The 21,753-nt window shown below is 60.1% G+C and carries 12 protein-coding genes; 6 read left to right on the forward strand and 6 right to left on the reverse strand.

Annotated features, from left to right (window positions below; all coding sequences use genetic code 11):
• Positions 1-52: 52 nt before the first annotated feature.
• From VI215_09090 to VI215_09105, 4 genes are all read right to left on the reverse strand, one after another.
• Positions 53-1,927, reverse strand: coding sequence for a GspE/PulE family protein (locus VI215_09090; GenBank protein ID HEY6192461.1), 1,875 nt, complete (start codon positions 1,925-1,927; stop codon positions 53-55).
• Positions 1,928-1,970: 43 nt separating this feature from the next.
• Positions 1,971-4,226 (reverse strand): UvrD-helicase domain-containing protein, encoded by a 2,256-nt coding sequence (locus VI215_09095; GenBank protein ID HEY6192462.1) that lies wholly within the window; start codon positions 4,224-4,226, stop codon positions 1,971-1,973.
• A 119-nt stretch (positions 4,227-4,345) separates the two neighbouring features.
• Positions 4,346-4,969: a methylated-DNA--[protein]-cysteine S-methyltransferase gene (locus VI215_09100; protein HEY6192463.1), complete on the reverse strand. Its 624-nt coding sequence runs from the start codon at positions 4,967-4,969 to the stop codon at positions 4,346-4,348.
• Positions 4,970-5,342: 373 nt separating this feature from the next.
• Positions 5,343-8,876: a hypothetical protein gene (locus VI215_09105; GenBank protein ID HEY6192464.1), complete on the reverse strand. Its 3,534-nt coding sequence runs from the start codon at positions 8,874-8,876 to the stop codon at positions 5,343-5,345.
• Positions 8,877-9,308: 432 nt separating this feature from the next.
• Here VI215_09105 and hisC point away from each other — a divergent pair, with 432 nt between their 5' ends.
• The 6 genes from hisC to VI215_09135 are packed head-to-tail and all read left to right on the forward strand — an operon-like array spanning position 9,309 to position 15,393.
• Positions 9,309-10,430 (forward strand): histidinol-phosphate transaminase, encoded by a 1,122-nt coding sequence (gene hisC / locus VI215_09110; protein HEY6192465.1) that lies wholly within the window; start codon positions 9,309-9,311, stop codon positions 10,428-10,430.
• 21 nt (positions 10,431-10,451) lie between these two features.
• Positions 10,452-11,585: a 4-hydroxyphenylpyruvate dioxygenase gene (gene hppD, locus VI215_09115; protein HEY6192466.1), complete on the forward strand. Its 1,134-nt coding sequence runs from the start codon at positions 10,452-10,454 to the stop codon at positions 11,583-11,585.
• A 38-nt stretch (positions 11,586-11,623) separates the two neighbouring features.
• Positions 11,624-12,613, forward strand: coding sequence for a fumarylacetoacetate hydrolase family protein (locus VI215_09120; GenBank protein HEY6192467.1), 990 nt, complete (start codon positions 11,624-11,626; stop codon positions 12,611-12,613).
• Between the two features lie 42 nt (positions 12,614-12,655).
• Entirely contained in the window at positions 12,656-13,756 is a 1,101-nt protein-coding gene (locus tag VI215_09125) for a homogentisate 1,2-dioxygenase (protein HEY6192468.1), read from the forward strand.
• A complete protein-coding gene (locus VI215_09130) occupies positions 13,757-14,386 on the forward strand; it encodes a flavin reductase family protein (protein HEY6192469.1) in 630 nt (209 codons plus the stop codon).
• Positions 14,383-15,393 (forward strand): YCF48-related protein, encoded by a 1,011-nt coding sequence (locus tag VI215_09135; protein ID HEY6192470.1) that lies wholly within the window; start codon positions 14,383-14,385, stop codon positions 15,391-15,393. Before VI215_09130 ends, VI215_09135 begins: the two co-directional genes overlap by 4 nt.
• 32 nt (positions 15,394-15,425) lie before the next feature.
• Here VI215_09135 and VI215_09140 read toward each other — a convergent pair whose 3' ends face one another.
• On the reverse strand, positions 15,426-17,846 hold the full coding sequence (locus tag VI215_09140; protein ID HEY6192471.1) for a response regulator: 2,421 nt from the start codon (positions 17,844-17,846) through the stop codon (positions 15,426-15,428).
• A gap of 280 nt (positions 17,847-18,126) precedes the next feature.
• Positions 18,127-21,741, reverse strand: a complete 3,615-nt coding sequence (locus VI215_09145; GenBank protein ID HEY6192472.1) for a UvrD-helicase domain-containing protein — start codon at positions 21,739-21,741, stop codon at positions 18,127-18,129.
• Positions 21,742-21,753: the final 12 nt, after the last annotated feature.

Raw genomic sequence — 21,753 nt, forward strand, 5'->3', positions numbered from 1 at the left:
TTCGCTCAGGATGACAAAATAAGACCCTACCCAACCCCCCCCTCCGCAAGACTCAATCTTCAGTCGTCGTTCCCGCGACTTCCTCCGTCGTCGTGATCCCCTTTCGCAACAGGTCGAACGCGGCGTCCCGGAGCGTCTTCATCCCCTCCTGCATTGCGGTCTGCCTGATCGCGCCCTCGTTGATCGTGTTCCCGGCTTCGAGTATCAGGCGCCGGATTTCAGGCGTGAAGTAGAGCACTTCATGGATGGCGATGCGGCCCTTGTAGCCGCCATGGCAATGGATGCAGCCCACGGGCCGGAAAAATACTGTGGACTCGATATCAGCCTTCGGAAAACCGAGCTTCTCGAGGCTGATCGGCAGCACCTCCCTGTCGACAAGTTTGCATCGGTCACAAAGCTTTCTGAGGAGCCGCTGGGCCACGATAATGTTGAGGGAGTAGGCGAGGAGGAACGGTTCAAGCCCCATCTTGTACAACCGGGCGATCGCGCTCGGCGCGTCGTTTGTGTGAAGGGTCGAGAAGGTAAGGTGGCCGGTATTGGCAAGTTTGATCGCCATGTCGGCCGTCGTCTTGTCGCGGATCTCCCCTACCATCACGATATCCGGATCGTGGCGCAGGATCGCCCTCAGGGCTCCTTCGAAATCGAGCTTGGGGTTCAGCTTCACCTGGCGGGCACCGTCGATGAAGTATTCCACCGGGTCCTCCACGGTGATGACATTCAGCGTCGGATCCATCACCGCCCTGATCGCCGCCAGAAGCGTCGTGCTCTTGCCGCTGCCGGTCGGGCCGGTCAGGATCACAATCCCGTACGGTTTGTCGATCGCCTTCTTGAACCGCTCGAGGGCCTCCGGCTGGAATCCGATGTTGTCGACGGTGATCGACGCTTCCGGGTCGCGGAGCACCCGGATGACGATCGACTCAAACTTGACGCGCAATTCCTTCCCGACCATCGGGATGATCGACACGCGGAAGCGGACGATCTTATTGTCGATCGTCTTCTGGATGAAGCCGTCCTGAGCCATGTTTCGCTCGAACCGGTCGGTCCCTTTCGCCACGTCCTTGATCACGGCGGATACGGCGTCCGCGCGCAGATCGTCGATCGTCTGCCAGAGGGTCAAATGGCCGTCGATCCGGAAGTGGACTTCCGTCTTCCGCGCGGCCCTCGGAATGACGTGGAGGTCGCTCGCATTGATGCGAACGGCATCGGCAAGGAGGTTATCGACCAGCTCGCCGAGGTGGCCCTTGCGGATCTCCTCCTCGAGCTCGTCGATGACGTTTTGCTGGTCTTCGTCGATGTAATCGACCGATTTCTCGCTCGGGCGACTCTGCTGCTCGACAATGAGCTGCCTGGCCAGTTCCTCGAAATCGTTCGAGGGAACGTAATAGATCTCATACTTCGAGTAGGGAAATCCGCGGGCAATCTGGGAAATATCGGCATTGGCCGGATTCGGGGTGATGACCTGGAGTTTGGAGGGGTCCCCTTCCGCCACCTGAAGCGGAAGAACCTTGTTCGCCGTCGCGGATTCCCGGAGCCTCTGGGGAAGCTGCTCGAGCGTCCGGTTGATGAACAGGAGCTTGTCTCCGTCGATCCCGAGCGCGGAGAGGTCGATCCGCTTGAAGGAATAGTACCTCGCGAACTCGTCGTAGACCCGTTCACGGTCGGCCGCGAAATCCTCGATGAGAACCTGAAACAGCCGGCGCTTGTCCGTATCGCCCTGCAGCTTCTTCCTCGTCAGGGCGTCGTTGACCATTTTTCGGGAGACGATTCCCTTGTTGACAAGAGACTCCACGAATCCGGAAACCCCCTGGGCCGTGCTCGCTATGCGGGCTTCCCTCTGGCTCTCAATCTTGTCCGTGCCCGGCTTCCCCTCCTCTCCGGTGGGGATGCGGTTGTCCTGCTCAGGGTGAGATGGCTTGTGAGAATCCATGGTGTTCTTAAAACGTACGAATTTTCCGCTTTGCAATCAAGACTCAGATAATCCTGAGCCGGGCGTACTTCAGGAGAAGGTTTTTCCTCCCGACCGACTGGAACCGGATGACCGCCTTGAGAGAATCGCCCGACCCTGACAGCCCCTCCACCCGGCCCCTGCCGAACACTTCATGATCCACCAGGCCTCCGACCCTCAGGGGGAGGGCGTCGTCTCCTCCGCCGGCGCCGAAACCGCCCGGCTCCGGGGCCGCCGGATCAGGCCCGGGAGGATCCGGAAAGAAGCGGTCGCCCTCATCGGCGGCATCGTTCCGCGAAAAACGGTCGCGCGCAGCGCGGTTCCGGAAACCGGCCGGATGCGGAACCCTGTACCCCCCGCCGTGAACAATTTCGAGCAAAGCGGGGTCGACCTCCTCGAGAAACCGGGAAGGCGACTGCGAGGACGCCTCGCCGAACCTGAAACGGACCCTGGCATGACTCAGGTAAAGCTTGCGCATCGCCCGCGTCACGCCGACATAATAGAGCCGCCGCTCTTCCTCGATCTCTTTTCTGTCCGATGTCGGGCTGTAGAACGGAAGCAGCCCCTCCTCGAGCCCCGTGATGAACACGACGGGGAACTCAAGGCCCTTCGCGCTGTGGAGCGTCAGGAGCGTGACGGCGTTGTGCGAATCGTCCCACTGGTCGATGTCCGAGAGGAGGGAGACCTCCTGCAGGAATTCCTCGAGTGAACGCTTCCCTCCGGCGCCGAACTCGGTGATCGCGGAAAGGAGCTCCTGCACGTTCTCCCACCGGGCCATCGCTTCCGGAGTTCCCTCCGCCTTGAGGAGCGGCAGGATCCCCAGTTCGTCGATCATCGAGCGGACGAGCTCGCTCGGGGAGATTTCCTGCTTGAGTCCGGCGTACTTCCGGAAGAGGGCTGCGACTCCCGCCATCGCCGCCCGGGCGGAAGCGGAAAGTCCGGAAATTTCTCCCGCCCTCGCCGCGGCCCCAAGAAGTCCGATCCCGGCGGCCTTCGCAAACTCGACCAGCCGCTTCACGGCGACGTCGCCAAGCCCCCTGGCGGGGTAGTTGAGGATTCGCAGCAGGCTGTCGTTATCGGAGGCGTTGACCAGGACCCGGAGGTATGCCAGGACGTCCTTGATCTCCTTCCTCTGGTAAAACTCCACCCCGCCGACGATGACGTACGGGATGCTGTTCCGCCGGAGCGCGTCTTCGAGGGAACGGGATTGGGCGTTTGTCCGGTACATGACCGCTACCTGGGAGAGGTCGGCCTTCGACTTCCGGCATTCCCCGACGATCGAGGAGGCGACCGCCGCGGCCTCGTGGCGGTCGTCTTCGCATTCCAGGACCGTGATCAATTCGCCGGCGGGGTTCGCGGTCCAGAGGTCCTTTGACAACTGGTCGACATTCTTTTTGATGATCTGGTCCGCCGCCGCCAGGATGGTCTTTGTCGAGCGGTAGTTTTGTTCGAGGCGGATGATTTTGGCCTCCGGATAATCCCGTCCGAAATCGAGGATATTGCGGATGTCGGCGCCGCGGAAGGCGTAAATGCTCTGCGCGTCGTCCCCGACGGCGCAGACGTTCCTGTGGCGCTCGCCGAGTTGCTTCACCAGCGAGTACTGGGCATGGTTCGTATCCTGGTACTCGTCGACGAGGATGAACCGGAACCGGTCCTGGTACTTCAGCAGGGTCTTGCGATGGCCGCTGAATAACTCGATCGGACGCACGAGCAGGTCGTCGAAGTCCATGGCGTTATTGCGCTTCAACCCGGCCTGGTACTCCTCATAGACGGACGCGGTGTTCTCCTCGAAGACGTCCGAGGCGAGACGCCGGTACTCCACGGGGGAAATGAACTCGTTCTTGGCCCCGCTGATTCGCGACCTGATCGCCTGGGGGTTGAATTGTTGCGAGGGAATCCCCAGCGAGTTCATGATGCGCTTGATCAGCGCCTGGCTGTCCTGGGAATCGTAAATAGTGAAGTTGCTGGTGAATCCGATCTGTTCGCATTCGATTCGCAGCAGCCGCGCGAGGAGGGAATGAAACGTCCCCATCCAGAGCTGGGCGCTCTTCGCCCCGACCAGCCTCGTGATCCGCTCTTTCATCTCGCTCGCGGCCTTGTTGGTGAACGTGAGCGCAAGAATCGAATAGGCGGGGACTCCCATGCCGATCAAATGGGCGATCCTGTAGGAGAGGACGCGCGTCTTGCCGCTTCCGGGGCCCGCGACAACCATGAGGGGACCTTCGACGGTTCTGACAGCCTCCTGCTGCCTCGGATTCAACTCGTCAAGCGGGATCGTCATCGTGTTGAGCTACGGGGGATGGTGTACCGGAAGACCGGCGTTGTGAAGAGGAGGACGGACGGGATGGACGGTACGGCCGTGCGGGCGGCGGACGCCGTGCGCGTCACGAGGCCGGGCCCCTACAGGATAATCGCGCCCTCCAGGCGAAGGAGGAACTCCTTGGTTTTGATCCCGCACGAGTAACCGACAAGCGCCCCATCCGTGCCGAGGACCCGGTGGCACGGTACGATGATCGGGAGCGGGTTTGCTCCGTTCGCCCGGCCCACCGCCTGAAAGGCCTTCGGAGCGCTGACCCGTTTTGCAAGGTGTTTATAGGTGATCGTGCTGCCGTAGGGAATCTTCGAGAGCTCTTTCCAGATCCGGATCTGGAAGGGGGTGCCGATCAGATCGACCGAACAGGTGAATTTTGCCAGCTTTCCGTTGAAGTACCGTGTCAGCTGGTCGATGACCTCCTTGTTGCGGGCCCTGTTGTCGATGACGCTCTCGACGTCGCAGTGTTCCTTCAGCCATTCAAAAAAATCTTTCCGCGATTCCCGCGGCACGCTGATCTTGCAAACACCTCTCTCCGTCGACGCCACATAAATTCTTCCGATGCGCGAATCGAACGACGTGCAGTACACTTTCGTTCGCGACTCCGGGGCTCCCTGCTCGCCGTTTCTGTCTCTCTCTCCCTCAACCTTGCCCTTCTTCTTCAGCGCGTTTGCAACCCTTGCACTTTCGAGCGTTGCAATATCTTCAAGCATAAATTGTCATCGTCCAAGAATCGTGGTCTGTGGAACTACCTCAGGAATTGTCGTGCGTGTGAAGTACAACGGCGATGATGATGTCACATCCCCCTCCAGGATTTCCTCACTACTGATGAACGACCTGATCGGTAAGCGATTGCGACGGCGCGTGTCCGAGAGGACAGCGTGGACTAATAATAGACATATTGGAAAAGAAAAGCAAGGCAAAAATGACGCTCGAAAAAAATTTTCCGCGACGCGACACGGCGTCCCCGCGAAAATTCCCGCGCGTGCGATCCCGGCGGCTCCGCGTGTGAAACCTCGTGGAACATTTTTCCGGGAACGGAAGCGGTCCCGCGTTCCGCGAATTCCCCGGGTGAAAGGAATCACCTTAGAAGAATGCTCTAACTTCTGCTTTCATTGTATGCACGGGAGAAGATCCGCCTTCGCTCCGGCCGTCGTACGAGATCGTGCTCTGGATGAACTGCGTCAACCGGTAATCCATTCCCACATGCCAGAGCCACGACTGCCCGCCGACTTTTCCCCCGGTGAGTTCGAACGGGAGGATCCCTCCTGCCCGGGCCAGCGTCACCTCCTCTCTCGTGAATTCAGCCCGGACCTGCCCTTTTCCGGCGAGCGAGTAGACACCCCGGATCGATTCGGTGTTAAGACTCGCGCGCGACGTGTCAAAATTGAGAGCTTCGCCCGTCGTGACTTTTATCCCCATTTCAACGCTCTGTTCGGGCCGGTAGGTCCAGTCGGTCTCTATACTACGGGAGAGGATGCTGCGAACCCGGTAGTCGGATTGAGGGGAACTGAGAAGGTCCTTCTTTTGAATCAGGTCGGTCTGGTTGGAAAACTCCCTCACCGGCTGCCACCGGACCCGCACCGAGCGCTCGTCCGAAAAGGTGTTTTCATCCGCCAGAGCGTACTTTGTCAATCCTCTCCGCTGGCTGTACCGCAACCGGAGAGAATACTCCGGGTTGTTCTCCCAAAGATAGAGATCCTGGGAGAAGAGGTTGCTCCCCGCGATGGTGGTCCGGTCGTCGAGGAAGCGGCTGAAGTGGAGAAGGTAAATTTGTTTCCTGTCGGGTTCGCTGCTTTTTTCGTCCACGCGGGCATACGTTTCGGAGGAGAGGGCGGCGAGGATCTTCCCCGGCCAGTCGCCGCCTGCGAAGAGACGGCTGCCGTTCAGCCGCAAGCGCGTGCCCGCTTTCAGGTCGATGACCGGGAGAAGCTCGTCTGCGGGCACCGTCACGCTGATATAGTCGCCGTCGAATCTCGCCAGGCGGAAATCCGCATCGTCGACCAGATGATTGCCGTTCACGTCTCCGAGGTAGACATAACTCCCTTGCCCCTTCTGCACCTGCTGATAGACCCGTTCGAGCTTCGCCGATTGCTCGGTGGCAAGCTCATAGAGAATGTCGGCCTCGATCCCCCTCCGGAAAGGAGCGGCCGAGGTGTGGGAGCGAATGAGGATGTCCTGGAAATCGGATTGACCGGGCCGGCGAAAGGGCTCGAGAGACACCTTCTTCCGGAGGGTCAGATCGAGCGACGTGGAAAGCGAGTTCCATTCCTGCAACCCCCAGCCGACGCGCTCCGTCAACGACGTCGACGCGGGCCGGAGGGCCCCGGAGGAAATCGAGTCCTCCCATCGCCAGGCGATCTCTCCCCGAAGCGACATCCTGCCGAGGCTGTCGATCCGGAAACGCGGCGCGATTTCCTGAAACCGGAAACTGGCATGTTTCAACGTATCCGCAGAGAGGGGGGTGCTGCGCAGAACCTCGCCGTTGTACGCGATCCCCGGCGTGAACAATCCGATCGTCTGCTCCGCAAGGGCCTTGTGACGGAACCACTCGCCCCGGTCGTCCAGGGATCCGTCCCGGCTTCTGATGAGTTCAAGATCGTAGCTCGCACGCGGTGCTCCCTCCCCGGACAGGTTCGCCGATGCGGTGATGCGCCTCGACAGGAACGGCTCCCCCCTTTTCATCCAACCGAGCCCGCCCGAGAATGAGAGCGCCTGTCCCGGCCGGTAGACGATCGCGCCCTCGCGCAGTTCCTCGTCCAGGCGCGAGGAGTCGACGATGTTCCATTTGCGGTTGAATTCGATTTCGTTGACGCGGTCGGCCGGGACAAATCGCCTGTCGACATAGCGCTCTTTCAGAGTGAGATCGAGAGCTCCCAGATCGCGCCCGGCCAGGCGAAGGTTTTTCGAGCCGAAGCGCAGATTGAACGCCGCCGCAGGGCCCCGGTTCTCCCCGTCTGAGATCGGCGAGAACCGGTTCGCATCGTAGTCCGAGAGCGCATACTCCGCCCCGATGGTGAGCTCGTCGGTCACCTTCGCCCCGAGGCCGAAGTCCGCCAGGCGGTGTGCCGCCGGCATGGGAAGAAACCTGATGGGGGAATAGCTTCCCTGGCGGAGTCCGGCAAATTGAAACCGGCCGAGCGAGAGGATCGCATAGTCGCCGTTTCCCGCCCCCACATAACTGAAGGCGACGCTGTAGACCGCGTTCAGCGAATCCGAAGGCGCGAACCGGTAGAAGAAGATCGAACTATCGGCGCCGGAGCCGGTCGTGACGACCGTGTCGACCCGGACGTACTGCCCCTTGCCCGGTCCCGCGAACGTCACGCCGCTGCGCACCGCCTTGTTCCTGTCGTTGCCGGCGTCGCGGAGAACCGCCCTGTCCGAATCGCCGAGAGTCACGTCGACCGGCGAATCCTGGTTGTCGTTTTCGACGAGCACCTCCGCCCCGAACGTCAGGCGGCGATCCAAAAAGCTCGCGCCGGATTTACCCGCGACGAGCGTCCTGCTGAACTGGCGGTCGGTGAACTCGAAATCGACCACGATGCGGGAGATGCGCGATATGAAGCGCCTCGGAGTAAACGTCACCTCCCCGGTCGCATAATCGATCACATAGTCGCCGGTTTCCCCCCGCGCCATCCGCTCGCCGTTGACATAGACGCGTTCGGTTCCCGCCAGCACGAGGATGTCGCGCTCGTTGTTCTGCCCGGCCAGCCGGTAGGGACCCTGGACGCCGTCCGCACCGTCGAACTGATTGGTTGTGAACTTCCCCCTCGGTACCGCCCCGGCGAGCAGGAGCTCCCCTTCTGTGCCGCCCGTCCGGTAGGAGGCCGTCCCTTTCGCTCCCTGCAATTTCCGGTTGAGACCGCCGAATTCATTTCCGGCCAGCCCCAGGCTGAAATCGCCCAGGGTGGCGGAGAGATCGGTTCCGCGAAGCTCCACAAACACTTTGTCCACCTCCTGGAGCGTCCTGGTCGTTCCTTCGGGCTGGATCGGCGAATTTTCATCCGTCAACGCGGCGACAACCTCCAGGTCGCGCGAAAGATTTCCCGCCATCTGCATCCGGAAACCGGAGTTGAGCGAAAGATCCCGGTTGGTGCCGACCGTCAGGCCCCGGACGATGCTGCCGCTCTTCTGGAGGTTTGCGCCGAACAGATCGTCGATCGAAAATCCTCCGGGAGGCCTTGTGGTCCTGACCTGTCGGCCCGCGGAAGAGTCGCTTTTCACGACAATCTCGCGATGGGAGTAGGATGGTTTGAACGCCAGAGGGAGCGCCCGGTAGCGGACCAACAGGGTCCGCCGCGAGAGTGTATCCGCCGCTCCGGACCGAATTCGACCGCGGTGCAGTGTCAGCCTGCCCGGCCGGGACTCCAGCGTATAATCGAGCCTGTTTCGGAGCCGCAGGGAATCGAGGAAGACCCGTTCGGAACCGGAGACCACAAACTCATGACTGAGGAGCACGACCGAGTCGCGTGGGGCGAGCATGAACCGGTCGAGGAAGTATTGTTCCACAGGAGCCGGGGGAGCCGGGGCCGGTTCCTGGCTTCTGGAGGCTGCGCACAGAGTGAAGAGGCCGGCCGCGATGAGCAACCGGAAATGATCAGGAAGAGTGACGGATCGCATTCAATGGAAGAGGGAGAACTTCGGGCACGTCAGTAACGATGATCCATCAATCTCCTTTCACTGGTGGTTCGGGTGACCTATGGTACTGAATTTCAACCCGAATTCCAAGGCAGATCCCAAAGCGGCAGTGGGTGAATATCAACACCCGAGCCGAAAACCCGCAGCCTAAAGGCTGCGGCTACCAAGCCCGAGGCATCGATAGCCGCGACCTTCAGGTCGCGGGACAAGAAGGCAACGGAAATCAGCCAGTACCCGCAAAGCGGGCGGCGTCTTATTTTGTCATCCTGAGCGAAGCGAAGGATCTCGCAGATCGGAAAGGTGAGATCCTTCGGTCGCTACGCTCCCTCAGGATGACGTGTTATGCATATTGATTTTTAGGGGCTTTGTTGCTATCTTCTCATCGACACTCTTCTGAAATCGATAACCGGATAGATGCCTCTCGTTCCCTCATACATTGAAACACTCCAACCCTACAAGCCCGGACGGTCGATCGCGGAGGTAAAACGCGAATTCGGCGTGAATCGTGTCATCAAGCTGGCGTCGAACGAGAACCCGCTCGGACCTTCCCCCCTGGCCCTCCGGGGAATCGGCGAGTTCATGACGGAGCTTCATCGCTACCCCACCGGAGGCTCCGACCTCAGGCAGGTCCTTGCGAAAAACTTCAAGCTCAAGATCGAGAATGTGATCACCGGCGCAGGCTCCGAGGGGATCATGTCGGATATCATCAGAACGTTCCTGTGCGACGACGACGAAGTCCTGACCACCGAGGCCGCATTTATCGGATTCCAGGTGCTCTCGAGGTCGCGCGGCGTCGTGTACCGGTCCGTCCCCTACCGGGACTGGCATTACGACCTGGCGGCGCTCGCGGAGAATATCAATCCGCACACGAAAATCATTTATCTCGCGAACCCCAACAACCCGACCGGCACCATCTTCACCAGGGATGAGTTCGACGAATTTTACCGGAAGGTCCCGGAGCGGGTCCTGATCATTCTGGACGAAGCCTATTTCGAGTATGCCCGGCATAATCCGATCTATCCCGATTCCATGCAGTACCGTTACGACAATGTCATCACGCTCCGGACCTTTTCGAAAGCCTACGGCCTCGCAGGGATCCGGATCGGATACGGGTTCGCCCACGAAGACCTGATCAGGAACCTCCTCAAGGTGAAGCTTCCGTTCGAGCCGAGTACGCTGGCGCAGGCAGCCGGAATTTCCGCCCTTGAGGACGCCGACTTCCTTCGCAAATCGCTTGAGATGAACGCCCGCGGCCTGGAATACCTGATGAGAGGTTTCTCCGAGCTCGAGCTGACCGTGGTTCCCTCCGAGGCGAATTTTGTCATGCTCGTCTTCGGAAGCGAGTCCGAGGCGGAGTTTCTCGCCCGCGAACTCCTGAAGCTCGGAATCATCATCCGCCCCCTGCGCGCGTTCGGGCTTCCGAACTGCGTCCGGATCACGGTCGGAACCGACGACGAGAACGGGATCCTTCTTGCGGCGATGAAACAGATTTTTTCGACAGCCCCTGCCTCCGCACGACAGGCGTATCCAGGGTAACCCAGAGAGAGGAGAGCTCCGATGGCACCTGAGATCCGGCCCGGGACAAGCCCGGTCATTGAAAAAGATTTCCTCCCGATCAACGGGACCGATTACATCGAGTTCTACGTCGGCAACGCGAAACAGTCCTCGCACTACTACCGCTCTGCGTGGGGATTCAAACAGGTCGCCTATGCCGGCCTCGAAACCGGCATGCGGGACCGGTCCTCCTACGTGCTGCAGCAGAACAAGATCCGCCTCGTGCTCACCACCCCCCTGCATCCGGATCACCCGATCAGCGAGCACATCAGGCTGCACGGCGACGGGGTGAAGGACCTCGCCCTCTGGGTCGACGACGCGGAATCCGCGTACCGGGAGACGACGAAACGTGGCGCGCGCGGCGTCATGGAGCCGGCTGTGTTCCGGGACGAATTCGGAGAGGTAAAAAAAGCGGCGATCGGGATCTACGGCGACACGATCCACACCTTCGTGGAGCGCAAGAATTACAACGGGGTCTTCATGCCGGGGTACCGTCCCAGCGGAGGGGAGGAACCGGCCGGAGGAGGCGCCGGCCTCGAGTATGTCGACCACTGCGTCGGAAACGTCGAACTGGGCGCCATGAACAAATGGGTCGATTTCTACATCGGAGTGATGGGGTTCAAACTCTACCAGCACTTCGACGACAAGGACATCTCGACGGAATATTCTGCGCTCATGTCGAAGGTTCTTTCCAACGGCAACGAACGGATCAAGTTTCCCATCAACGAACCGGCAGCAGGCCGGCGCAAATCTCAAATCGAAGAGTTCCTCGAGTATTACCGGTCCCCGGGCGTGCAGCATATCGCCATGGCGACGCAAAACATCATCGCGACGGTGGAACTGCTCCATTCGCGGGGGGTGGAGTTTTTGCGCGTCCCTTCATCGTACTACGACGAGCTCGAGCGGCGCGTCGGGACGATCGACGAGCCGGTCGCGGAGCTGAAGAAACTGGGAATCCTGGTCGACAGGGACGAGGATGGATACATGCTTCAGATTTTTACCAAGCCCGTCGAAGACCGGCCGACGCTCTTTTTCGAGTGCATCCAGCGGAAGGGGAGCCGGAGCTTCGGCAAGGGAAACTTCAAGGCGCTCTTCGAGGCCATCGAGAGAGAGCAGGCGATCAGGGGAAACCTCTGAGATTGCGGCCGCACCCCTAACTTTTCCGCAAGCGAACAGTGCAATTCTGTACATTCGAAGTAAGGACCAGCCTCGGAAGGCAGGAGCGGCTGGGGAGCGTGATCCCGGAGGGTATCGTCGATCTGAATTCCGCCTGCGCCTGGCATCTTGCGGGCAAGGGGGAACCTCAGCCGAAACGCCTCGCCGCCGCGCTCGTTCCCGGCTCGATGCTCGAATTCCTTCAGGGCGGGGCGACCGCGATGACCTTCGCCCAGGCCACCCTCGAGCATGTGCGGGAGGCCGTCAAGGCCGGATCGCTCGCCGCGGGTCCGGACGGAGAGACGCTTCTCTTCCGGCCCGAAGCGGTGCGTCTGATGGCGCCTCTTCCCCGCCCCGCCTCAATGCGCGACTTCTACGCGTTCGAGGCGCATGTCAGGAGGGGGTTCGAAAAGCGCGGGGAGCCGATGCCGCAGGAATGGTACGAGATGCCGGTCTACTACAAGGGGAATCACCAGAGCATCATCGGGCCCGGCGAGGATGTCCTCTGGCCCCCGTTCACCGAACGGTTCGACTACGAGCTGGAACTTGCGATCATCGTCGGCAAGGGAGGCAGGGACATCGCCGAATCGGAAGCGCGCCAGCACATCGCCGGATTTACAATACTAAACGATTTCAGCGCGCGGGACATCCAGCGACGGGAAATGAAGGTCCGACTCGGGCCTGCCAAGGGAAAGGATTTCGCCACGTCGATCGGGCCGGTGCTGGTGACTCCGGACGAAATCGGAGACCCGTATAACCTGAAGATGACCGCCAGGATCAACGGCGAGGTGTGGTCCGAGGGAAACTCCGGAAGCATCCACTACACGTTTGAAAAGATGATCGCCTTCGCATCGATGGGCGAGATGCTCCACCCCGGGGACCTGATCGGCTCCGGCACCGTCGGCGGCGGATGCGGTCTGGAACTCGACCGGTGGGTGAAGGCGGGGGACGTGATCGAACTTGAGATAGAGAACATAGGAGTCTTGCGAAACAAAGTCCGCCAGGGCTGAGCGCCCGGCGTCGAATGTTCAATCGTCCATCAGGAGCCACGTATGTTTCCACTACAAAAAGGGAAGACCGCGAAACAGGCCCATGTCGGATTGCCCGCCGGGACGTTCGAGGAGGAGCACGGCAGGCAGGGGTTCTACGGAAAATCGTCGCACCTCTATCACGCGCATGCGCCCACAGACTGGATACGGATCGTGGGAGACGTCCGCCCGCGCGCGATCGACTGCAACAAGCTCGCTCCGACCGACCAGACTGATCCGTGCGGTTCACCGGTCGCGTTCCTGAAGAATCATGAGATCGCCATGTATGTTTCACGGCGGTCGCAGCCGATGCCGTTTTACTACCGGAACGCCGACGGAGACGAGCTCCACTTCGTCCACCGGGGAAAGGGAGTGATCCAGTCCGATTGGGGGCCCGTCGAATTCGAAGCAGGAGACTACATCAGCATTCCGAGGGCGTCCACCTATAGAGTCCTCCCGGAGACGAGCGACAATTTCTTCCTGATTATCCAGTCTTCCGGCGAATTCGATCCTCCGAACAAGGGGCTTCTCGGCCAGCACGCACTGTACGATCCGGCTGTGCTCGTCACCCCCGAGCCTTCCCCGATTCTCGACGACAACCGGGAGTGGGAGGTCAGAATAAAGTTCCAGGATAAATTCTCGTCGATATTTTATCCGTTCAATCCGATGGACGTGGTCGGCTGGAAAGGCGACCTCACGGTCTGGAAACTCCGGATGACGGATATCCGGCCGGTGGTCAGCCCGCGCGCCCACCTCGCGCCCAGCGTCCATACCTCGTTCGTCACTCCCGGCGCCACGGTCTGCAGTTTCGTTCCCCGCCCCATCGAGGAGGATCCGGACGCGCTGAAGGTCCCGTTTTTTCATCGCAACACCGACTCCGACGAGTTCATTTTTTACCACGCCGGCGACTTCATCAGCCGGCAGGACATCAAACCCGGGATGGTGACCCTTCACCCCCGGGGGATCCACCACGGGCCTCATCCGAAAGCCCTGGCCAACCAGGGGAAAAAGAAATATACCGATGAATACGCAGTCATGGTCGATACGGTGAACCCGATTTTCCTCACGCCCGAGGGGGAAGGCGCCCAGTGGAACGACTACTGGAAGAGCTGGATGGAGAAGTAATTGATCATCAACCCCGCCGAACAGGACTTCCGCGACGTCTACAAGCTGTTGATCGGCACCATCGTGCCCCGCCCGATCGCCTTCGTCTCTTCGATCGACCCGGCCGGCGTCCGCAACCTCGCACCCTTCAGCTTTTTTACCGCCGTCAGCGCCAATCCGCCTGTCGTCTGTTTTGCGCCGATGGTCCGGTCGGCCGACGGGACCCAGAAAGATACTCTCAGGAACATCGAAGCGACGAAGGAATTCGTTGTCAATGTCGTTTCCGAAAGCATCGCCGAGCGGATGAACATCTGTTCGACCGATTTTCCTCCCGGGGTCGATGAGTTCAAGGAATCGGGGCTGACCCCGGTCGCGAGCGATCTCGTGAAGCCGGCCCGGGTGGGAGAGTCTCCCGTCAGCATGGAATGCGCGTTGCTTCAGATCGTCAGCGTGAGCTCGAAGCCGCTCGGAGGAAGCCTCGTCCTCGGCGAGGTCCTCCGGTTCCATATCCGGGACGAACTCTTCAATAATTTTAGGATCGATCCTGACCTGCTCCGCGCCGTCGGACGCATGGGAGGACCCACCTATACGCGAACAGCCGACCGGTTCGACCTCATCAGGCCGAAGGCCGGGGAGCTCAAGAACCCGTGAAGATCGTCTCCCTTCCGGGGGCGGCCCTCCTCCTTGCGCTCCTTTTTGCGCTCTGGCGGCCTTCCGCGGAGGCCCAGGCGAAAAAAACCGCCGCGCCCAACTCCGATCTCGTCACGTTTTACTCCCTCGCGGCCGCCGATGCGCGCGTCGTTATCGCAGCCGGAAAGCCCGGGGTGATCGCCCGCTCCACCGATGCCGGGGCGACGTGGAACCTGTCGTTTCATCCGGGCGGGACCGGGGGGGATCTTTACGGGGTTGAGTTTGCAGACAGCCTTCACGGAGTGGTCGTGGGCGAGAAGGGAACAATCCTCCGGACCTCCGACGCGGGGAGCACATGGGAACGGAGTACGGGCGGAACCGGGCAAAACCTGGTCGGAGTCCATTTTGCAAACCCCTCCACCGGATGGATCTGCGGTTTCGAGGGAACGATCCTCGGGACCGCCGACGGCGGGAACACCTGGTCGGCGCAGCCGAGCGGTGTGAGGAGCAACCTCTGGTCTGTGTCCTCCTCGGATCCGGCAAATTGCTGGGTGGTCGGCGGAAGCGGAACGGTCCTCAGGAGCTCGAACGGGGGAAAGAGTTGGGCGGCGGAATCAAGCGGCATCCAGCAGTTCCTCTACTCCACGGCGTTTATCGACCGGATGACGGGATGGGCGGTCGGCGGATACGGGGCCATCCTGAAAACGACGGACGGCGGCGAATCGTGGTCCAAACAACATTTGAAACGGTACCTGAGCGTCTTCGAGTCGAAAGCCTTCCATTATTCCGTCCACGCCTTCGACCGCAACTCGGGCCTCCTCGCCGGCACCGGGGGAACGATGCTGGTGACACACGACGGTGGGGAAACCTGGAGCCAGGCGAAAACGGGCAGCGACGCGGTACTCTTCGCGGTGGGGTTTGCAAACAGGCAGACCGGCTGGGCCGCGGGAACGCTGGGAACGATCCTCAAGACCACCGACGGCGGCAAGACGTGGAAGCGATCCTACGGGAGGAAATCGACCCGCTGAAGGTTCGGCCCGCCCCTCGCCGGGGCCGGAGCTCAGGTACGCATCTTTTCGATGGAACTGATCTCGCGGAGCAGATCTTTTTTGGTAAACCGGGATTTACTCATGATGGTGGAGATAAACCCCTGCATCTGCGACTTCGTCTCGTCATCGACCTCCATCGAGGTCAGAATGATGATCGGTGTCTTCCTCGTGCTCACCTGCTGCTTGAGCTGATACGCCACATTGAACCCGGAGATGTCGGGCATGATCAGATCGAGGATGATGAGATCCGGCGCCTCGGCGGAGGCGATACGCACCCCCTCCTTCCCGTTCATCGACTTGATCACTTCGTAGCCTTCCGCTTCGAGGATGACGTGGATCAGATCGGCCGCGTTGCGGTCGTCGTCGATAATGAGAACCTTCGGATGCTGTTTGTGGTTGTTCACCCTGATCGGGATTTTCTGCATCACCTTGAGCAGCTCTTCGCGGTTCACCGGCTTGACAAAATAATCCACCGCCCCCATGCTGAACCCGAGCTTTTTTTCGTCCGTGATGGAAATAATGACGATCGGAATGTTCTTGCAGATCGGGTGCCGCTTGAGCTCTTTCAACACCTGCCAGCCGTCCTTGATCGGCATGATCATGTCGAGCGTGATGATATTCGGCTTCAGCCGTTTTGCCTTTTCCAGACCCTCCGCGCCGTCCCGGGCGAATTCCGTGCGGTAGCCCGCTTCCTGGAGGTAGACCTGGATCAGTTGCGCCGCCTGCTGGTTGTCTTCTATAATCAGCACGAGAGGCTTTTCGCCTTCGGGAAGCGCGGAAAGCTGCTCCCGGGCCGCATGGACCAGCTGATCCGCCGATTCGATCACCTCGCCGGCCAGCACCATCGGTATGCGGAAGCAGAACGTGCTCCCCTTCCCCCATTCGCTCTCGACCCAGATTCGCCCGCCATGCAATTCCACCAGCCGTTTTGAAATCACGAGGCCGAGACCGGTCCCTTCCGCCGATCCGCGGGCGTTCTTCCCCTGCTGGAACGCGTTGAAGAGCTTCGCGAGGTCCTCCGGCTTGATGCCGAGGCCCTGATCCCGGACCTCCACTTCGATCTCATTCACGAAGCGCCGGAGAGCGACGGTAACGACGCCTTCCTTGTTGCTGTACTTGATCGCGTTGGAAACGAGGTTCACGAGAATTTGCTTGAACCGCGTCTGGTCCACGACGAGTTGCTCGATCTCGGGGGAGATCTCGAAGAGAAGCCTGGCGTTCTTCTGTTGCAGGGCGGCTTGCATGACGCGCTCCACGCTTTCGACGAAATATGAAACCGGATAGGCGTCGAGGTGAAGTTCCATCTTCCCCGCCTCGATCTTCGAGAGGTCGAGGATGTCGTTGATCAGCCCCTGCAGATGCTTCCCGCTCTCGTTGATATTCCTCATGAAATCGCTCACCTTTTCGGGAGGGAGCGCGTTCAGATCGGCGGTGAGGATTTCCGAAAACCCGACGATCGCATTCAGGGGGGCGCGCAGCTCATGGCTGAAGGTCGCCAAAAACCGTTTCAGGGTCTCGTTCGCATCGTCCGTGCGCTTCTTCTCGTTCTCGAGCTCGATATTTTTTACGGTGATCTCGTCCATCAGCCGCTTCCGGCTCATGCCGATGGCGAGTTCGTTCGAGATGATCGAAAGGAGCTTCAGCTCCTCCTGGACATACTTATCGACCTTCGGGGAGAGGATTTCGAGCACTCCCTGCAGCTCGTTCTGCACCATGAGAGGTATGGAGATAAGCGTCTTCAATTTGAGGGCGTTCGTCTCGCTCAGAAAATAGGCGGCGATCGAGCTCCGTGAAAGTTCATCGGTGACGACGGTCTTCCGGCTCAGGACAGTCTGGACGGCGATGGTGTTCGTTTTCTCGTGAACGATCTGGTGTTCGACTTCGGGGTCCACCCTGACATCGATCAGCGACGGCGCCATCAGGTGCAGGAGCGAAGAACGCTGGTCATACCGGTAGATGCAGACGAACTTGCTCGGGATCGCCATGAACGCCGCGATCCGCTCTCCGGCGCTCAGGCACAAATCATCGAGGTGAGGAGCAACGTTGATGACATGGGAGACCTCCATCAGCATCTCTTTTTGCTGCTGCTGCTGCTTCTGCTGAGTGATGTCCTGGAAAAAAACCGAAAGTCCGCTTTCGGTGGGGTAAATGCGGATATCGTACCATGCCTCGAACCGCTCGTCGCGGTAGGATGTTTCGAAGCTCTGGAATGCCCTTTTTTCCATGGCGACCCGGTACTTCTCACCCAGTTCGGCATCGCGCGCATTCGGGAAGACTTCGAACACGTTTTTTCCGAGAACCTGCTCCCGGTTCAATCCCGTCCCTTCCTCGGCAGCCCTATTCCAATAGGTGAACCGGTAGTCACTGTCGAGTGCGAAAAAACCCCCGGAGATACCTTCGAGGATTTCTTCAAATTGCTGAGTTGGCTTCATAATTGACCTGCGAACATGTGTCATTTTAGAGTCCCGGGATAGAACCTGCGAAACGGTTAAATCTTAAGCAATTATATAATAAGATGCAAGATGTTTTTTAAGGAAGGCTTGAGGTAAGTTCACAAAGACCATGTCAATTCAGTCAATCACGGTTTTCCACAGATTTTCAAGCCCGAAAGCGTGGAAAATCACCGTTTTCAGAGGCATGTCAACAGGATGTCCACATCCGCTGAAAGAGGTTAATTCTGACGGGTAGGCCGGGAATCCGGCCGGGTGGGGCCTATCGAATCGAAGTGTGCTCCGGGATAAGACATTTTCCCCCCTCATAGTACGTGCAACTCCGGCAAAGCTCGATTCTCCTTTCGAAGTTTCCTGCTTTGATGCGGTTGATGCAGCCCCGGAGTACCTCTTCAAAACTGGTCAGTTCGGCTTCTCCAAAGGTGAAGTGAACGGGCGAATCGGGATGCCGCAGGAAAACGACTGTTCCCCGAACCTCCGCTTCGCCGTAGACACGGTGAATCAACCACGCATAAAGGGCCAGCTGCGGCTTGTACAATTCCGCACGCTCGCGTATCTCCCCGCCGGAAACCCTCTCTGTCTTGTAGTCGAGAAGATTCCATTTTCCCGCCGCGGTCCTGTAAAGTCGATCGATCGTGCCGGTCAAATAATCGTCCTCGAACACGGCGCTGACAGGGAGCTCGGTCCTCGACTCGGGAGACTTGAGGACCTCCGTCCCGAAGGGTGAACGGACAAAATTCATCACGTTTCCGACAATTGCGGCGACTCTCGCCTCCCGGTCCACTTCTTCCGGCATGTTGCCGGCATAGATTACCGCACGTGCGCTCTCTTCGACCTCCCTCTCCGCGACCGGCGTGGAGAGGTCTTTCAGTATTCGGTGTGTGAGAGACCCTTCGAGTTCCCCGTCGCCCGTTTCATCCAGATCCTGATCGATGTCCGGGTGCCGGGGGAGGGTGTTCACTTCCGGAAGGCCGAGAACATATCTGAGGAAGTACTTGGTGGGACACTCGAGAAAGATCCTGATCTGAGTGGCGGAGAAAAACTCGCCGCGTGCCCGCCCCGTGACCGGCTCTATCAGCAATTCGGGCCACAATTCGGAAGGCGCGGGATTCGGCTTCCCGGCAACAGTCGCCAGTCTCATCTCCTCCGGGAGCCGATCGGGGGTGGCCACCGATACGCGCAACGGATGCATGATGCTCCCCGCCTTTCCGCCGCGGTCATCCCAGTCGATGATCCTGACCGGAGCTTCGGGCAGGATGAGATCTCCGCTCCGGAGCGGCTCGCCGCCCATCCCCACGGCATCCAGGACCCACCGGAGGGATGATCGCTGCCGTGAGGCCTCCGGTACCCGCCCGGAAAGGACGAGAAGGTCCCGGGCCCGGGTGCAGGCCACGTAGAAGATCCTTTTCTCCTCCGCCTCGCGATTTGAATCGCTCGCGCGCTTCAACACCTCGAGAAAGGGGGTCCGGATCGTCTCTCCCGGCTTCGACGGATGGGGGGCTGCGAACGCTATCCCCGCGGAAGCATCCATGTAGGGAGGAGTGTCGTACCGGAATTTCTGGTCAAGGAATGGAAGGAAGGCGACGGGAAATTCCAGCCCTTTTGAGCCGTGGACGGTCATCACCTGAACGCAATTCTCGTCGAGTTCCGGGACGGCCTGCCCCTCCCGTGGCTCGCGCTCGGTGAGAATTTTCAGCCGTTCGACAAAATCGAAGAGCGAATGGAATCCCTTCCCCTCGAAATCCCGCGCGATCCGAAGGAGCTTTTGAACATTGGCGACATGCTGGCCCCCGAAAGGGAGTCCGGAAACGATTCCGTGCCAGCCGGTCTGGAGCATGATGTGTTGGACAAGAAAGGGTATCGGGAGCCTGTTGGCGAGCTCCAGAACCCGGGAGAGAATGCCGATCGCCCGGAGCAACCCGGTGTCCTTTCTCCCTGCCGCATACCGCCTCGCCTTGGCCCAGAGAGTCGGAGGCCGCTCACGCGAAATCTCGTACAAAGAGGCGTCGGAGATCGAGAAAAAGGGAGACCGGAGAAGGGCCGCGAGGGCGACGTCGTCCTCCCGGTTCAATAAAAACTTGAAAAAGGAGAGAAAGTCGAGAATCTCCTGCGTCTGATAGAACCCGATCCCTCCCGAGAGAACATAGGGAATCTTCTGCCCGATGAGAGCGCGTTCGAGCTCGGCAAGGTGCGTGCGGCCCCGGAGCAGAACGGCCACGTCGTGAAACTGCAACGGCCTCGGGGTTTCGCTCCGGGGATCGAAGACCGGGTAACCCGAGGCGGCCAGCTCCGCGATCCGCTGCGCCACCATCCCGCACTCGATGGCGAGGGAAGACGCGCTTTCTTCGCTCTCCGGCTCCGCCGGCACGAGAAGCAGCTCGACTCTCCCCTCGGCGGAGTTCGGACGCCCACGGACCAATTCCTCCCCCCCCGGCTCGAAGGGGGAGCGCGTTCCTTCCGAGGGACGGAAGAAGACCCGGTTGATGAAATCGAGCGGGCCGATCAGCAACCGGAAACTCTCCGCCAGGGAGATGCTGCTTGCCCCCTCTCCCCCGCCCGAAGCCGCCTCGATCGCGAGCCGGGTTTCATCGAATATCCTTACTTCCGCGTTCCGGAAGCTGAAGATCGATTGCTTCGGGTCTCCGACGATGAAAAGGTTTCCCGATTTGAAATCGGAGATCAGCAGCCTGATGATGTCAAACTGGAGCTGGTCGGTATCCTGGTATTCGTCGATCATGATGAACCGGAATTTCGCCGCGACCTGCTTCCGGATCTCCTCCCGCTGCAGAAGATCGCGCACCCTGATCTGCAGATCGTCGAAATCGACTTGTCCGAATTCGTCTTTTCTCCTCGAGTAGGATTCGAGCGTCCGGCGATAGACCCTCAACAGCACCCGGACGCACCGTAACAGGACCGCCTCTCCATCCGCCGCCGCGGGGTCCGACACGGCATCGAGAAGAGCCGCCAGCCCCTCCCGATGCCGGGCGAGTAAGGCGATATCTTTCTCCGATTGCGGAGAACCCTCCACCGGTTCGACCACCGCCTTCCGAAGCGAGCCGGTGCTCGTGAAGAGGAGCGGGGAAAGTTCGCGGTACCACGCGACTCGTTCCTCCATCGAATGGAGCGTTCCCCAGCGGGAGAGTCTGGCGGCGGCCTCACCCACCTTCTTGCCGGGAGAGGAGAAGAGCAATCTCCCGAGCGCCTCCCGCCAGGAAGGGTCTTCCAGCGAATCCCGCACGGCGGCTTCGACCGACGTCCGGTGACGGGCGAGCACCTCCTCGTCGGAATGGTCTTCCGAAAGGCACCCCCCGGGACGGACCATCCGGTCGATCACCTCCCTCTTCCCCAGCCAAGCCTCGAGGTAGCGGAAGATCCGTTTCCGGCCAAGGAGCCGGACCGTTTCCTCGAATTCTTCCGCCCCCCGGCCCCCCTCCTCCTTCGTGAGAAACGATTCCAGCGTCTCCCGAAGGACATCGTGCAGGAGGATTTCCCGGTCGACTCCCTCGATCACGCTGAATGCCGCGTCCACTCCGGCCTCCACCGGATATTCCCTCAACAGTTGCGCGCAGAACGAGTGGATGGTCCCGATATTCGCCGACGAGAGCTCCTCCCGTGCGCGCTCGAGGATTTGCATCCGCCCGGGCGTGGCTTCCCCCTTGATCCGCGCATCGATGACCTCGGCGATCCTCCTTCGCAGCTGGCCGGCGGCGTTTTCTGTGAAGGTGATCGCAACCAGCCTGCTGATCGGCTCCCCCGTCTCCAGCAGGATTTCAATGAACCGGCGGACCAGAACGGTCGTCTTCCCGGCACCCGCATTCGCCGTCACCGACAAATGCGAGGTGTACCCGAGCGCTTTTTTCTGATGTTCTGTGAGCACGTTGGTTGGACC

This window comes from Bacteroidota bacterium (assembly GCA_036522515.1).
In the GTDB taxonomy this organism is placed as follows: domain Bacteria; phylum Bacteroidota; class Ignavibacteria; order UBA10030; family SZUA-254; genus VBOC01.

Bases quoted from the DNA above. Each gene is read 5' to 3' on its own strand.
- VI215_09090 (HEY6192461.1), bottom strand. From the start codon at position 1,927: ATGGATTCTCACAAGCCATCTCACCCTGAGCAGGACAACCGCATCCCC.
- VI215_09095 (HEY6192462.1), bottom strand. From the start codon at position 4,226: ATGACGATCCCGCTTGACGAGTTGAATCCGAGGCAGCAGGAGGCTGTC.
- VI215_09100 (HEY6192463.1), bottom strand. From the start codon at position 4,969: ATGCTTGAAGATATTGCAACGCTCGAAAGTGCAAGGGTTGCAAACGCG.
- VI215_09105 (HEY6192464.1), bottom strand. From the start codon at position 8,876: ATGCGATCCGTCACTCTTCCTGATCATTTCCGGTTGCTCATCGCGGCC.
- hisC (HEY6192465.1), top strand. From the start codon at position 9,309: ATGCCTCTCGTTCCCTCATACATTGAAACACTCCAACCCTACAAGCCC.
- hppD (HEY6192466.1), top strand. From the start codon at position 10,452: ATGGCACCTGAGATCCGGCCCGGGACAAGCCCGGTCATTGAAAAAGAT.
- VI215_09125 (HEY6192468.1), top strand. From the start codon at position 12,656: ATGTTTCCACTACAAAAAGGGAAGACCGCGAAACAGGCCCATGTCGGA.
- VI215_09140 (HEY6192471.1), bottom strand. From the start codon at position 17,846: ATGAAGCCAACTCAGCAATTTGAAGAAATCCTCGAAGGTATCTCCGGG.